This window comes from Streptomyces sp. NBC_01320, from assembly GCF_035974375.1.
Classification (GTDB): domain Bacteria; phylum Actinomycetota; class Actinomycetes; order Streptomycetales; family Streptomycetaceae; genus Streptomyces; species Streptomyces yanii.
Genome location: NZ_CP108390.1, coordinates 2,496,683 through 2,511,088, shown reverse-complemented (window position 1 = coordinate 2,511,088; position 14,406 = coordinate 2,496,683). Strand labels below are relative to the sequence as shown.

The 14,406-nt window shown below is 67.2% G+C and carries 12 protein-coding genes and 4 pseudogenes; 5 read left to right on the top strand and 11 right to left on the bottom strand.

The genetic code is table 11. From position 1 onward, the window contains the following. Positions 1-20: 20 nt before the first annotated feature. Positions 21-743, top strand: a pseudogene (locus OG395_RS11835) (cytochrome P450); the annotation flags it as partial. 976 nt (positions 744-1,719) lie between these two features. Continuing rightward, entirely contained in the window at positions 1,720-2,292 is a 573-nt protein-coding gene (locus OG395_RS11830; RefSeq protein WP_327242863.1) for a hypothetical protein, read from the top strand. A 538-nt stretch (positions 2,293-2,830) separates the two neighbouring features. Here the strand turns inward: OG395_RS11830 and OG395_RS11825 are convergent. The 3 genes from OG395_RS11825 to OG395_RS11815 form a co-directional block, all read right to left on the bottom strand. Continuing rightward, entirely contained in the window at positions 2,831-3,979 is a 1,149-nt protein-coding gene (locus OG395_RS11825; RefSeq protein WP_327242862.1) for a glutathione-independent formaldehyde dehydrogenase, read from the bottom strand. A 282-nt stretch (positions 3,980-4,261) separates the two neighbouring features. Further along, positions 4,262-4,483, bottom strand: coding sequence for a SpoIIE family protein phosphatase (locus OG395_RS11820; RefSeq protein WP_327249315.1), 222 nt, complete (start codon positions 4,481-4,483; stop codon positions 4,262-4,264). 120 nt (positions 4,484-4,603) lie between these two features. Continuing rightward, complete coding sequence (locus OG395_RS11815) at positions 4,604-4,924, bottom strand: zinc-binding dehydrogenase (protein ID WP_327242861.1); 321 nt, start codon at positions 4,922-4,924, stop codon at positions 4,604-4,606. A gap of 81 nt (positions 4,925-5,005) precedes the next feature. Between OG395_RS11815 and OG395_RS11810 the strand changes: the two genes are divergently transcribed. Continuing rightward, entirely contained in the window at positions 5,006-5,368 is a 363-nt protein-coding gene (locus OG395_RS11810; RefSeq protein WP_327242860.1) for a DUF1330 domain-containing protein, read from the top strand. Positions 5,369-5,607: 239 nt separating this feature from the next. Then, on the top strand, positions 5,608-6,036 hold the full coding sequence (locus OG395_RS58270; RefSeq protein ID WP_442818543.1) for a transposase: 429 nt from the start codon (positions 5,608-5,610) through the stop codon (positions 6,034-6,036). Between the two features lie 868 nt (positions 6,037-6,904). Here the strand turns inward: OG395_RS58270 and OG395_RS58265 are convergent. The 6 genes and pseudogenes from OG395_RS58265 to OG395_RS11775 all read right to left on the bottom strand — a co-directional run. Continuing rightward, positions 6,905-7,051: pseudogene (locus OG395_RS58265) on the bottom strand (VOC family protein); the annotation flags it as partial. Positions 7,052-7,135: 84 nt separating this feature from the next. After that, a complete protein-coding gene (locus tag OG395_RS11795; RefSeq protein ID WP_327242859.1) occupies positions 7,136-9,520 on the bottom strand; it encodes an excinuclease ABC subunit UvrA in 2,385 nt (794 codons plus the stop codon). Positions 9,521-9,770: 250 nt separating this feature from the next. Further along, positions 9,771-9,896, bottom strand: coding sequence for a hypothetical protein (locus OG395_RS11790; protein WP_327242858.1), 126 nt, complete (start codon positions 9,894-9,896; stop codon positions 9,771-9,773). Next, complete coding sequence (locus OG395_RS11785) at positions 9,893-10,309, bottom strand: VOC family protein (protein WP_327242857.1); 417 nt, start codon at positions 10,307-10,309, stop codon at positions 9,893-9,895. The genes OG395_RS11790 and OG395_RS11785 overlap by 4 nt, the downstream gene beginning before the upstream one ends. Positions 10,310-10,361: 52 nt before the next feature. After that, positions 10,362-10,487, bottom strand: a pseudogene (locus OG395_RS11780) (AraC family transcriptional regulator); the annotation flags it as partial. Between the two features lie 37 nt (positions 10,488-10,524). Continuing rightward, positions 10,525-11,001, bottom strand: a pseudogene (locus OG395_RS11775) (HAD family hydrolase); the annotation flags it as partial. Positions 11,002-11,465: 464 nt separating this feature from the next. On the opposite strand from OG395_RS11775, the gene OG395_RS11770 reads away from it, so the two are divergent. Next, complete coding sequence (locus tag OG395_RS11770; RefSeq protein ID WP_327242856.1) at positions 11,466-12,467, top strand: helix-turn-helix transcriptional regulator; 1,002 nt, start codon at positions 11,466-11,468, stop codon at positions 12,465-12,467. Positions 12,468-12,605: 138 nt separating this feature from the next. Here OG395_RS11770 and OG395_RS11765 read toward each other — a convergent pair whose 3' ends face one another. Together OG395_RS11765 and secY are read right to left on the bottom strand one after the other, a co-directional pair. Continuing rightward, on the bottom strand, positions 12,606-12,929 hold the full coding sequence (locus tag OG395_RS11765; RefSeq protein WP_327242855.1) for a glycoside hydrolase family 15 protein: 324 nt from the start codon (positions 12,927-12,929) through the stop codon (positions 12,606-12,608). A 96-nt stretch (positions 12,930-13,025) separates the two neighbouring features. Continuing rightward, positions 13,026-14,336, bottom strand: a complete 1,311-nt coding sequence (secY, locus tag OG395_RS11760; protein WP_327242854.1) for a preprotein translocase subunit SecY — start codon at positions 14,334-14,336, stop codon at positions 13,026-13,028. Positions 14,337-14,406 lie beyond the last annotated feature (70 nt).

The window sequence follows — 14,406 nt, the reverse complement described above, 5'->3', positions numbered from 1 at the left end:
CCACGCCCCAAGGACCCGTCATGACGCAAGCCCCGCTCCTGCGCCAGATCACCGATTACGCCAACCGCGCCGATCCCTATCCGCTGTACGCGGAACTCCGCAAGACTCCAGTGCTGCGAGAAGAGGACGGCGGCCCTTTCGTTATCAGTACGTACTGGGACACCCAGAGCCTGCTCCATGACCCGCGGATCAGCTCAGACGCCTCCAGCCTCACCGCGCGCGGCGGTGACGAGTTTGCCCGAGCAGGAGGAGGGGACGGCTCTGCCGCCCAGCTTCCACGCGATGCATGACGAACTCGCCGGGATCGTCTCGGACCTGATTGCCGGCTTCGGGGATGCGGACCGGATCGATGTGGTCGACCAGTTCTCCTACCCCTTTCCCGTGACCGTGATCTGTCGGCTGCTCGGGGTGCCGCAGGAGGACGAGGCGCGCTTCCGCTCGTGGGCCGACACCATTTCGTCGATCTGGCTCGTCCTGGCCGCCGACAACCGAGACCCGGAGCGCTTCGAGGACCCCGATCGGTTCGACCCGGACCGCAAGGACATCAAGCACCTCGGTTTCGGCAGCGGCATCCACAGTTGCTTCGGCGCGCCGCTCGCCCGGCTGGATGCGCAGCTCGCCCTGACCGCGCTGGCCCGCAGGCTGGACAACCCTCGTTGGTGGAGGACCCGCCCCCCTACCGGCAGAACGCGGTCCTGCGCGGCCCCCGTCGTCTGAACATCACGTTCGACGGCCTCCGTCCGGAGGGCGCGACTCTCCGGTCATGTCGTCAGCCGGATGAGGGGTGGCCGACGCCGACGCCTCGGTCCGCCCGGACGGTATCCCCGAACCTTCATGTGCCGGGGCGGGCAGGCTGTGGCCGAACACCGCACCCCGGAAGAACGCCGTGCAACCGGCGGAACTCAGGAGCACCTGGTCTCACGCGCGATGCATCCGCCCCAGGGCGTTCCGGGCGCGTACCGCCGGACTGGAGCCCGGTTCCGCCGCCGAATTCCGGGTTTCCATGGGCGCATGTCCATGAGGTGATTCTGCCTGGGCTGGGTGTGCCGCCCCGATCGCTCCGGCGGTGCCTGCCTGCGGTGATGCGAGGTGTCTGCGGACGGCCCGGAGGCTGCCCCGGCACTGCACGCCGCAGGTCGCCACGTCTCAAGCCCACGTGGTGTCCGGCACGTGACCCGCCGCGTTGCCGTCGTGGGCGTACCGGAACCGCTGTACGGGCATGTCGCCGATGGCCCGGACGGGGCTGCGTCGTGAGGCCCGGCCGGCACCGCGGCGTCGGCGCGCCGGATGGCGAGAGGGCTGCGGCGGCCGGCTCCGGCAGGACGTGCTCGGCGTGCTGCCGCGGTCTTGGTGCGGGAGGGGATGCGATCGGCCGCCGCAGGATTCCACGCGGCGCGGTGGGTGCTGATGACGCGCGTTCAGGGCGCTGGGGGGCGGGGTTATCTGTGTGCCGGAGTCCGGTGGCATGCTGCCGACAGGGTGAGCGGGCGTCAGGATGTCGCCCGTAAAGCCTAATCATGTGCCAGATGGTCATACTATCCACCTTTTTGACGGAACGTCAGATCCGGACTCGCCTTGCGGAATGTGCCGTACCTACACCCGATTGGCTCTCCGGTGCCACGCCTTCGATATGCCCGATATGACAGCTAATCAGGCTGTCAGTACGTTCGTCACAGGTCGGCTGCCCAGCCGGCGTCTCTGAGAGCAGGGAGAAGTGACATGACCACGCGTACGCGTACTTTCGCCGTTACCGCCGCTGTAGCGGGCGCAGCGGTCCTCGCCACCACCGGCATCACCTACGCCTCGGCAGTCGGGTCCACCCAGGCCGCTCCGTCCGTCCAGCAGGCCGCTCCCCCCGCTGCCCCCCTCGGCGGCGGCGACGGCGGGGGCAGGGGCAACGAGGGCAGGGGGAACGAGGGCAGGGGGAACGAGGGCGGCTACGGCGGCGGTGGCTACGGCGGCGGCAACAACCGTGGTGGCTACGGCGACAAGGAGGAGGGCCGGATCTTCATCAACGAGCGGTCTTACTCGGCTCGTGGTGAGGATGGCTGCATCACGGTGGTGAGCGGTCTGGGCTCGCGGAGCTTCAACGTCCGTAACGACAGCCGTCGGACCGTTGAGTTCTTCCGTGGGGCGACCTGCGACAACGGTTCCCCGGTTGCGACGGTCGGTCCCTGGAGCACCAGCAACGGTGTCTTCACCCGTCAGCACATCCGTGGCGGCGTGTTCGTCAAGAACGGTGTCGTGGGCAGCTTCCGGGTGGTCCGGGACCACTTCGACAAGGAGTGGTGAGGGGCCACCTCCACAGGTGGTAGAGCAGGGTCTGCATGACATGGAAACCCCGGCCCGTCGGAATCGGGCCGGGGTTTCCCGCACGAGGGACACCCCGTACTGGGCGTACGTGGGCGACTGCGACAACGCGGCGAGGTGCCGCGCCGGACATCGCGGGCCCACGAAGACCGGCCGAACAGGCCTGACCGGGTGCCCCATGTCGCGCCGGGCGGACCCGGACGGCTGAAGCCTCGCGAAACCGGCTGCGACGTTTCGGGTGAGGCGTCATGGGGGGCCGACAGAACGAGCAGGCGCGCCGTCGCGGGTCGTGTCGGCAGAGCGGGATGCCGCGTCCCGGTGGGCCTGCTCCCCTTGTGACCGGCCGGCGTCTCAGCTTCGAACAGGCACCACACGCCTGAGGCGCCGGCTGGTTCGAGAAACCCGCAGGTCATGGTGGGGCCGGCGGCCGCTGTCACCTTCCGCGCGCACCTTCCCCAGCCTCGACCCGGGAAGCATTCGGGGCGGGCGAGGTGACTGCGTCGGGCCACCTGGCCCCGGTTCAGGAGCCGTTGGGGTGGAGGACAACCTTGGTCCAGCCGTCGTCGCGGGCGTCGAAATGCTCGTAGCCCTCAGGGGCCCGGTCCAGCGGCAGCTCGTGCGAGACGATCCAGGACGGCTTGGCCTTGCCCTGTTCGATCAGGTTGCACAGCTGCCGGTTGTACGCCTTGACGTTGGCCTGGCCATTGCCCACGGACTGGCCCTTGAACCAGAACAGCCCGTAGTCGAAAGCGATTTCGCCTTCCTTGTACAGCTTGTCCGGGCTGCCGGGGTCGTGGGGGACGAAGACCCCGACCACGCCGATGGTGCCGGTGAACTTCACCGAGTGCACCAGGTTGTTCAGCGTGAGGTTGGGGTGCTCGGTGCCTTGCGGGTCGTGCGCCTGGTAGCCCACGCACTCGCAGCCCCGGTCCGCCCCGAGGCCGTTGGTGAGTTCATTGACCTGATCGACGGGCGAGGCCTTGGAGTCGTCGATCGGGATTGCCCCGATCTCCTCGGCCAGCGCGAGGCGGTCCGGGTGACGGTCCACGACCATCACCTTGGCCGCGCTCTTGAGGTTCGCCGACAAGGCGGCCATGAGGCCGACCGGCCCGGCACCGTAGATCACCACGTTGTCGCCGGGCTGTACCTTCGCCAGTTCGGTGCAGTGCCAGCCGGTGGGAAAGATGTCGGAGAGCATGACGTAGTCGGTCTGCTTCTCCCGCGCCTCCTCGGGCAGGACCAAGCAGTTCACGTCGCCGTAGGGCACGCGCAGGAACTCCGCCTGCCCGCCGTTGTACGGTCCCATTCCCGCGAACCCGTATGCGGCGCCGGCCATGGTCGGGTCGACCGGTGTGGTCAGACAGAACGCGGTGAGGCCCTTCTCGCAGTTGCGGCAGAAACCGCAGTTGATGTTGAACGGCAGACACACCAGGTCGCCGACCCGCACCAGATCCACGCCGTCACCGATCTCGACTACCTCACCCATGTTCTCGTGGCCCAGGACCCGTCCGGCCTCCATGTCGGTGCGTCCTTCGTACATGTGCAGATCCGACCCGCAGATGTTCGTAGTCGTGATCTTCACCAGGACGTCCGTAGGCCGCTCGATCTTCGCGTCCGGTACCTCCTTCACCGTCACCGAGCGCGGTCCTTCGTACACCAGTGCCTTCATGACAGGTCCCTTCGCTGTCAGCACGCTGCGTGCGCGCGTCCGCTCCTGCACCAGGGGCGGGGCGGATTGTGGCGCAGCCGAAACCCCGAACTTCAATGCACCCGGCGAGCAAATCCGCGCAAGGGACCCTGCGGGCGGGCGCTCTGTCGCTGCCGATGCGGCTGCCGTGTTGTGGGGCTCACCGTCCGTTGAGGCGATTCGCCTCCCTACGTCCACCCTCCCACCAGGAACACGCCTGTCAAAGCGATCACGGAACGCCTTGCCCAGGTCCGGCTGTGTTGGTCACTGGCGGGAGCAGCTGGTGCTCAGCCGCGCGACCGCTCTCTGCCAGGAGACGTCGTCGGCCGGGTCGAAGCGGAGGACGAAGCACGTCACGAGCAGGTCCGGATCGATTTCGGCCAGGAGCCCGCTGGTGCGATCGGTGATGGCCGCGGGCTCGTGGCCGTCGGTCGCGTAGGCCGCCGCCGCGCTGCGCACCTGGCCCATGACGGCGGGACTCTCGATCGCAACTGGACCTGTGGCACCGGGATTTCGGGGCCGATGAGTGAACGCGCCGATCGCATGGGTGGGGTCGGCCGCGGGACGTGGCTGTCTGTCCCGGGGCAGGTCCGATCGACCTCGGGATCAGTCTCCGATGCCGATGACGACCTTGCCCTTCGCGGAGCCGCCCTCCGCTGCCCCGTGGGCCTCCGCGGTCGTGCGGAGTGTGAAGCGCCGCGGGTCGACGAGGGGACTGAGCTTTCCGTCGTCGGCGAGCACTGCCACCTCCCGCAGGATACGTACGCTCGCGACCCGGTCCGGTCGGCGCTCCGGCTGCCGGCGGTCCTTCTCAAGGGTTCGAGAGCAGACTGGAAGAGGAAGGGCGCGGTGTCGTACGGAACGACTGGCCCTTCTGGTCGTCGTCCGTGCGTTGCAATGACGGCCTTGCCGCGGAGCGGGGTTCACTCCTGGACCGGTCGGGGCGTGATGCTGTTGGCATCCGGCGCCCGCCTCCGGTGTTGAGCATCGTCACGAGGAGAGGTATCCATGTCGACGTATCTGGTCAATCACCTGCGCATCCCTGGCATGCCGCAGGAGGAGAACCTGGCCTATCTGGAGCAGGTCGAGGCCACCACGGCGCACTACGGAGGCAAGTGGCTCGCCATTGACGGCGAGGTTCAGGTCCTCGAGGGCGCCTGGCCGGGCTCGGTGGTGCTGATCGAGTTCCCTGACATGGAGACGGCGCAGGCGTGGTACCACTCGCCGGAGTATCAGAAGATCATTCATCTGCGCACGGACCGGACCATCAGTGATCTGGTCCTGGTCGACGGCGTCAGCTCGGACTTCACGGCTGCCGGCTACGCACAGCAGCTCCGTGCGACGATTGCGGCCGCCGAGTGCGGCAGCTGATCCGACCGGTGCCGTACTGGGCCGAGAGGCGGGCGGTTCACCTGCGGTACCCCGGCCTCACGCCGATCTCGATGGTCTCGGCACCTGGGCGTTGACGGGCCGATGGGGCTCCATGCCGGGCGGGCCCGTCAGTTCGGGGTCGACACGTCGGTCAAGGTAGTTGCCCTGCAAGAGGAGAACTCCCGCCACGACGCGAGGCAGATCCGGACGAGGGTCGGTGTGAGGCCGAAGGCGGCCATGTGTCGACCCCTGCCGCGATCCACGCCGTGGGCCATGTTGTGGATCTCGGCGTGCGCTTCTCGCCCCGTCGAGCCGCAGCGCTTCCGATGCGTGAACTCGTCGAGCGGCTGATGGCGGCCGGGCAGTGGCAGGACGGCGAGCCGGACGTCCTGAGCGTGGTGGACGCCGGATACGATGTGCCCCGCCTGGCCCTCCTGCAGAAGGATCTGCAGGTGCAGGTGCTGGGCCGGACGTGTTCGGCCCGTTTCCTGCGCCGCACAGTCCCGCCCCGTATGCCCGGCGCCCGGGGCCGCCCGCCGAGGGGTCGGCTTTGCATTCACAGGGGCTACGGAGACGACGGCAGCCGGCGAGCCGGACCGTTGACCGCGCGACGACCCGGCGGTGGCGGCCCAGACGGGTGGACCCACGTCGATTCGCATCTGAATTGACGGCATCCCTGCCTGCGGGGTGCGCTGCATGTGGAGCGCGAAATATGGCGGCTTGAGTGCGACGATGGATATGTGGTGCCGGAATTCAAGGTCCCGCATCGCTCGCCGCATGCCGCGTAACCGCACCGATCTGCGGACTCCCCGGAAGTTGCGGCTTGTTCAGCGCCGTCGCTGCCGTCCGTCTGAGGGGTTCGCTTGGAAGGTGTGCCGCTTCACCGCTGTAGCGATCCGTGACGCACCGATGAGGTGAGAAGCGATCCCGGGTGAGGAGTACGTGAAATGACGACCCTGCTGGAGTGCTTTCTCGCAATCTACGGTAGACGTGATCGTTGGACCAGCAATTCCCGTGTGCGAAATTCCAGGAAGACTCAATCAGATGGAGAGGGCGAGATATTCTCCGGGTCGGAGCATCGGTGGCGAACCGGCGGGGGAGGGGCCCCTTGGGGATTTGCTCGAGCCGCCTATGCCGGCAGCCATGAAACCTGGCGCTACTTGGCCGAACCCTATCTCTTCGCGTGGCCCGGCATCATTTTTTCCGTTCCTCTTCCTCAGGGTTCCGGGTTTCCGGACGAACGTCACCTTGCCGGTTCGCCAGAGTGTTCCGGAAGAGTCCGTCTGCCGGGTCCGCGGCGCGGACGGGAGGGCCGGTGATGAGAGATGTCCCGTCATCCCTGGCGGGCACACGGCTCGGTTACGGCACCTCGCCCCATTGTCGGAACGCCCGAATACATCCCATATGCGGACGCCCCTCTGCCCTGTGATGCATCGCATCAGACGCCGCACGCTGATTCACCACGCCGACGCGGTGTGCGACGACATCAGTTCGCCGGCCGGGTAGCGCCGCGGTTCGCGGGGCCGGAGTTGACTGCCTGCGAGGCCGGCTGAAGCGCGGCATGGTCCCGGAGGGATCGCGGAAGGCGCAGTTGCGGACGCTGTACGGCCGGTCGATCGGCTTTCGCAGCGCCTTGCCACCCACGGCGCGGATGCGCTCGAAGGTGGCGTCGCAGTCTTCGGTCCTGACCGATCGTTGTGGGACACCGAGTGGGGTGAGTTCAACGAGATGAAAGAACTCGTCTCACGGCGTCTGCGAGAGCCTCAATCAGATACCGACGTAGGCCGCGAGGTGCTCGCCGGTGAGGGTGCGGCGGGCGGCGACGAGGTCGGCGGGTGTGCCCTCGAAGACGATCCGGCCGCCGTCGTGGCCGGCGCCGGGACCGAGGTCGATGATCCAGTCGGCGTGCGCCATGACCGCCTGGTGGTGCTCGACGACGATGACCGACTTGCCGGAGTCGACGAGCCGGTCGAGCAGGCCGAGCAGTTGCTCGACGTCGGCGAGGTGCAGGCCGGTGGTCGGCTCGTCGAGGACGTAGATGCCGCCCTTGTCGGCCATGCGGGTGGCCAGCTTGAGCCGCTGCCGCTCGCCGCCGGACAGCGTGGTGAGCGGCTGGCCGAGGTTGAGGTAACCGAGCCCGACGTCGGCGAGCCGGCCGAGGATGCGGTGCGCGGCCGGCGTGTGCGCCTCGCCGGTGCCGAAGAACTCATCGGCCTCGGTCACCGACATCGCCAGCACCTCGCTGATGTCGCGGCCGCCGAGGTGGTACTCCAGCACCGATGCCTGGTACCGCTTCCCCTCGCACTCCTCGCAGGTGGTGGCGACGCCCGCCATCATCGCCAGGTCGGTGTAGATGACGCCGACGCCGTTGCAGTTGGGGCAGGCTCCCTCGGAATTGGCGCTGAACAGCGCCGGCTTCACGCTGTTGACCTTCGCGAACGCCTTACGGATCGGGTCGAGCAGTCCGGTGTATGTCGCCGGGTTGCTCCGCCGCGAGCCGCGGATCGCACTCTGGTCGATCGACACCACACCCGCGCCGGCGGGGATCGACCCGTGCACGAGCGAGCTCTTTCCGGAGCCGGCGACACCGGTGACGACGGCGAGCACCCCGAGCGGGATGTCGACGTCGACGTCGCGCAGGTTGTGCGCCGTCGCGCCGCGGATCTCCAGCGTTCCGGTGGGCGTCCGCACCGTGTCCTTGAGGGCGGCCCGGTCGTCGAGATGGCGGCCGGTGATGGTGCCGCCGGCCCGCAGCCCCTCGACCGTGCCCTCGAAGCAGACGGTGCCGCCCGCGGTACCGGCGCCGGGGCCGAGATCGACGACGTGGTCGGCAATCGCGATCGTCTCCGGCTTGTGCTCCACGACAAGCACCGTGTTGCCCTTGTCCCGCAGCCGCAGCAGCAAGCCGTTCATCCGCTGGATGTCATGGGGGTGCATGCCAATGGTGGGCTCGTCGAAGACGTAGGTGACGTCGGTGAGCGAGGAGCCGAGGTGGCGGATCATCTTGACGCGCTGCGCCTCGCCGCCCGACAGCGTGCCCGACGGCCGGTCGAGCGAGAGGTAGCCGAGGCCGATCTCCACGAACGAGTCGAGAGTGTGCCGCAGTGCGGCGAGCAGCGGCGCCACCGACGGCTCGTCTAGGCCGCTGACCCATTCGGCCAGGTCGCTGATCTGCATCGCGCAGGCATCGGCGATGCTGATCCGCTTGATCTTCGACGACCGGGCCCCCTCGCTGAGCCGCGTGCCGTCGCACTCGGGACAGGTGGTGAAGGTGACCGCCCGCTCCACGAACGCCCGGATGTGCGGCTGCATCGACTCCTTGTCCTTGGACAGGAACGATTTCTGGATCTTGGGGATCAGCCCCTCGTAGGTGAGGTTCACGCCCTCGACCTTCACCTTGGTCGGCTCCCGGTGGAGGAAGTCCTGCATCTCCTTCTTGGTGTACTTGCAGATCGGCTTGTTCGGGTCGAGGAGGCCCGACTCGGCGTAGACCCGCACGGTCCAGAAGCTGTCCGATTTCCAGCCGGGGATGGTGAACGCGCCCTCGGCGATCGACTTGGAGTCGTCGTAGAGCTGGGTGAGGTCGATGTCGGAGACCGTGCCCCGGCCCTCGCAGCGCGTACACATGCCGCCGGTGCGGGTGAACGTCGCCTTCACCGCCTTCTTGGCACCGCGCTCGACGGTGATCGCACCGCTCGCCCGGACCGAGGGGACGTTGAAGGCGTATGCGCTGGGCGGGCCGATGTGCGGTTTGCCGAGTCGGCTGAAGAGGATGCGCAGCATCGCGTTGGCGTCGGTGGCGGTGCCGACCGTGGAGCGGGGGTCGGAACCCATCCGCTGCTGGTCGACGATGATCGCGGTCGTCAGGCCTTCGAGTACGTCGACCTCGGGCCGCGCCAGCGTCGGCATGAAGCCCTGCACGAAGGCGCTGTAGGTCTCGTTGATCAGCCGCTGCGACTCCGCGGCGATCGTGTCGAACACCAGAGAGCTCTTGCCCGAGCCGGAGACGCCGGTGAACACCGTCAGCCGGCGCTTCGGGATCTCGATGCTGACGTCCTTGAGGTTGTTCTCGCGCGCGCCGTGCACGCGGATCAGATCGTGGCTGTCGGCACCGTGCAGCGCAGTCGACTGTGTGTCCGTCCTCTTGGCCATGCTTATCGTTTCTCCATCTGTGGGGTGAGGCCGCCTTCGCGGTCTCCGTCGGTGTCGCCTGGCTCGATCCGACCAGCTTCGAGGAGTACTCCTGGTTCTCCTTCGTCGGCGCGGTTGCGGCAACGGTCCGCTGTCTACCAGATCGCCGGCGTCGGCCGGGGCCGCGCTCGGCGCAAGAACCAAGGCGTCCACGCCGCTTCGGCCCGTGACGCCTCTGGGACCCGGCCACGCGGCGCGCCCGGCCGAGGCGTCAGAGCAACCAGCGGCCGTCGCGCATCAGCTCGCGGTCGGGGATCTCGTTCACCTCGCGCGGGGCCTGGCTGCGGCGCGGGGTTCGCAGGCCGGGTAGCGCCCGGTCCGGGGGACCGGAGCTCACTGCCTGCGAGGCTGGCTGAAGCGCAGCATGGTGCCGGAGGGATCGCGGAAGGCGCAGTCGCGGGCGCCGTACGGCTGGTCGATCGGCTCCTGCAGCACCTCGCCACCCGCAGCGCGGATGCGCTCGAAGGTGGCGTCGCAGTCGTCGGTCCTGAAGATGACACCGCGCAGCAGGCCCTTCGCCAGCAGTTCCGCCATGGCCGCCTTGTCGGTGGGTGAGGCATTCGGGTCCGCGAGCGGCGGTTCGAGGACGATCTCCACGTCCGGCTGCGACGGCGCGCCGACAGTCACCCAGCGCATCCCCTCGAACCCGACGTCGTTGCGCACCTCCAGGCCCAGAACGTCCCGGTAGAAGGCGAGCGCCTTGTCGTGGTCGTCGACGGCGATGAAGCACTGTGAAAGCTTGATCTCCATGCGTTTCACGCTACGGATGGGGGCCGGGTTTCGCTTCTCCATTCCTGACCGGTCACGTGTGGATCTTGGTGACACAGGCCGGGAGGGCGGCGCCCTCGTCATGGCAGCGGGCCCGGTACGCGCTCGGGCTCTCGCCGACCGGCTCGGTGAAGCGGGAGCTCAACGACCCCAGCGATGTGTCCGGCGCCGGCGCGCGCCGCCCTCAGACGGTTCGCTCAGACCGCAGAATCCCCGGGAGCTGCGGTGGTGAAAGCGAGGATTTCGGGTACTGCTTCGCGCAGGCTCCCGAAGTGGCGGTGCACACCTTCCACCGCAACTGGAGCGTTGACTCCCCACACCGTCATTCCGGCACGCAGCCCGGATTTCACACCGGACGGCGCGTCCTCAATGACCAGGCAGTGCTCAGGCCCGGCCCCGAGTCGCTCGGCAGCCAGCAAGTAGGGGACCGGTGACGGCTTGCCTTCCTCGGCGGTGGCATCCACCAGCACGTCGGGAACGGGCAGGCCGGTCCGGGCGAACCGCCCGCGCACCCGGTGCTCGTAGTTCGACGTCACCAGACCCCAGCAACCCGAGGGCAGAGCGGACAGCAACTCCGGCGCACCGTCGAAGGCGGCATAGACACCGGACCGTACGTCCTCGTCTTCCAGCGTGTGCAAGGCCGCCAGGCACTCCAACGGATCCTGATCCGGAGCGAAGAGGCTTCCGCAGCTTCAGCTCGACTACGACGTGCCTGTCGACGAGCCCAACACGGCGGCAGGACCTGGCCCGATGAGACCCGGGTCGGGGTCGTCGGTCAGAACCGGGTCAGCGTCACGGACGCGCGGCCTCCGCGACTGTGGGGGCGACCTGTTCGTGCCCCTGCGTGTCACTGCTACGGACAGCGCTGGTAGCAGTGTTCGGCAGACCGTCGAGCGCACCTGCTCGCTCGGTGAAGAGGGCGTGACAGGACCGACGGCAGAGGCCGCCGGGGGCGGGCACCGGGGCACATGAGCCCCCGCCCCCGCTGCCCTTCAGGGCCTTCGGTTGCGGCGCGATCAGGGCGTATAGTGCGGTTGCCTGTTGTCGATCCCGTTCCGGCAAGGCATGGTTGTCGGGCGCTTCCGACATACTCGTCCTCTCGCCCTGTACACCGTCAGCAGGGGCGGAAAGGAACACGATGTTGGAGGCAGCGGGTCTCACCCCGGCTGAGGAAGCCGTTTACCGGACTCTCGTGACGATGCCCACCGCGTCGGCTGACGACATTGCGAAGCAATCCGGCCTGATGCCGTTGGAAGTTGAGCGCGTGCTCGCGGCGCTCAAAGCCAAAGGGCTGGCCAGCGGGACGGACCGCACACCCCGCAGCTTCGTCGCCAATCCTCCGGACGTCGCGTTGTTGCCGCACCTCCAGAGGCAGTCCGACTCCCTCGACCAGGCCCGCGCGGCGGTCACTGATCTGCTGGAGACGTACCGGCGTACCAGGCGTCGAAGGGACCCCGACCAGCTGATCGAAGTCATCACCGGCGCCGAAGGGCTGCGCCAGCATCTGCGCCAGATCCAGGACAGCACGCGCCACGAGATGCTGTGGTTCTGCAAGGCGCAGTACGTGGCTATGCCCTCGGGAAGCAACCAGGCCGAGTTCGACGCTCTCGCCCGGGGCGTGCGTTACCGCGTCCTGTACGAACGGGCGTTCTTCGACGACCCCGGTGCTGTTGACAACGTTGCCGACGGCGTACGAGCGGGGGAGATGGCCCGTGCGGTCCCGCACCTTCCGCTGCGGCTGGCCGTTGCCGACCGGGCCATTGCCATCTGTCCCCTGGTGCCGGGCGGCCCCGGTGGGAGCTCCGAAGAGCCGACCACAGCATTGGTCCGCGGCAGCAACCTGCTGGAGGCCCTGGTCGCTCTGTTCGAGCGCTACTGGGTGGACGCCGTACCGTTGCACGTGAGTGAGTCCGGGACGGTCGACGGCACGGACGGGGCCGCTCGTGGACACGAGCTGTCGGCGACGGATCGTCAGCTGCTGTCACTCCTTGTCGCAGGTGTGGCCGACAAGGCCATAGCCAGCCAGATGGGGCTGAGCCGACGCACCGTGCAGCGACGTATCCAGGCCATGATGGCCGTCGCGGGCGCGACCACACGAATGCAGCTGGCGTGGCAGGCCGCCCGCCGGAACTGGATGTAGCAGCGCCCGGGCCCACCCGCTCGCCGCCCGCGGAGCGCCGCACCTGAAAGCGTCTGAACGGCACAGTGCTGGTCGATATCCGACTGCAAGACGAAGCAATGTGCGAGCAGACGTGGGCGCGAGGGTCTGAGAGGTTGTTCAGTCGGCCGCCGATTCGGCTTCTGAGATCGCCCACACGGCGTTGACCAGACCGATGTGGCTGAGCGGCTGGGGGAATTTGCCAAGCATCTCACCGCTGCCGGTATCGATCTCTTCGGCGACCAACCCGACGTCGTTCGCACAGGCAACAGCGTGGTCGAAAAGGTCACGGGCGGCAGCCACGTCCCCCGCCAGGGCCGAGGCCTTGGCGAGCCAGAAGGTGCACAGGAGGAAGCATCCCTCACGGCCGGGCAACCCGTCATCCGCGACCTGGTAGCGATGGACGAAGCCCTTTGGATCGCCTTTTCCTGTCTCATTATTCACCGGCTTGAGCGGTGACGCCTGCCCTGCCGTCGCCCGACCCTTGCCATGAGGACCATGCGTCCTGAAATGCGGGGAGCTGGAAAGGAGGTTCGGGAATCAGCGGAGGAAGCCTTCGTAATCATGCTGCTGGAGCTGGCTGTTGATCTGCTTTACCGTTTCCAGCCCTACACCCACGATGATGAGGATGCTTGTTCCGCTGAGGCTGCTGGCACCGCCATAACTCGAAAAGGCAACTGTTGGCACCAGTGCGATCACCCCCAGATAGAGAGCTCCCGGCCACGTCATCCTGTTGAGGACATAACCCAGGTACTGGGCGGTGGGTCGGCCGGCTCGGATTCCCGGGATGAAGCCACCGTATTTCGTCATGTTGTCTGCGACTTCCTCGGGGTTGAACGTGATCGACACGTAAAAGAATGCAAAGAAGACCGTCAACAGGAAATAGGTCATTACGTAGTAGGGGTCGTCCCCCCTGACGAAGTTGTGTTCGATCCATGCCTTCCATCCCGAGGTCGAACTGGAGAACTGTGCAATGAGCTGTGGAATGTACAGCAGCGACGACGCGAAAATGACCGGAATCACACCCGCCTGGTTGACTTTCATTGGGATGTATGTGGATGCGTGACCGTAGGATTTCCGGCCGATCACCCGCTTTGTGTACTGCACCGGGATGCGACGCTGGGCCTGCTCGACGAAGACGACCAAGCCCACCATGACGAATCCGACGGCAATGACGCTGCCGAAGTTGATCCAGCCACCGGCGATCTTGCCGTTCTGTTTGATGGCCCACAGCGTGCCGGGCAAGGTGGCTGCGGTCGAGACGAATACCAGGATCGACATGCCGTTGCCTACACCGCGGTCCGTGATCAGCTCACCGAGCCACATCACGCAGGCTGTACCTGCGGCGATGGTGAGCACCATGATGGCGGTCATGAAGATCGACTTGTCCGGCACGATGTCCGAGGCGACCGGGCAGCCGCTGAACAGGGCTCCGCTCCGGGCGGTTGCGACCAGACCTGTGCCCTGCAGTACGGCGAGCGCGACCGTGAGGTAGCGGGTGTACTGGGTGATCTTCGCCTGCCCCGACGCGCCCTCTTTTTTGAGCGCTTCCAACTTCGGGATGACGACGGTCAGCAACTGAAGAATGATGCTCGCTGTGATGTACGGCAGGATGCCGAGCGCGAACACCGCGATATGTAGCAGTGCCCCGCCGCTGAACAGATTCAACAGACCGAGCAGACGGCTGCTGCCGGCCTGTGCTGCATTGATGCAGGCCTGGACGTTCCCGTAGTTCACCCCGGGGATCGGGATGTGCGCCCCGAAGCGGTACAGGACGATCATGCCGAGCGTGAAGAGCACCTTATTGCGCAGTTCGGGCGTCCGGAATACGCGGACGATCGCGGTGGGCAAGGTGCCTCCTTCGCCTCTGCGCCGGCGAGTCAGAGATGATCGTGTTGAGGGATGGCCGCATCAGCAATTT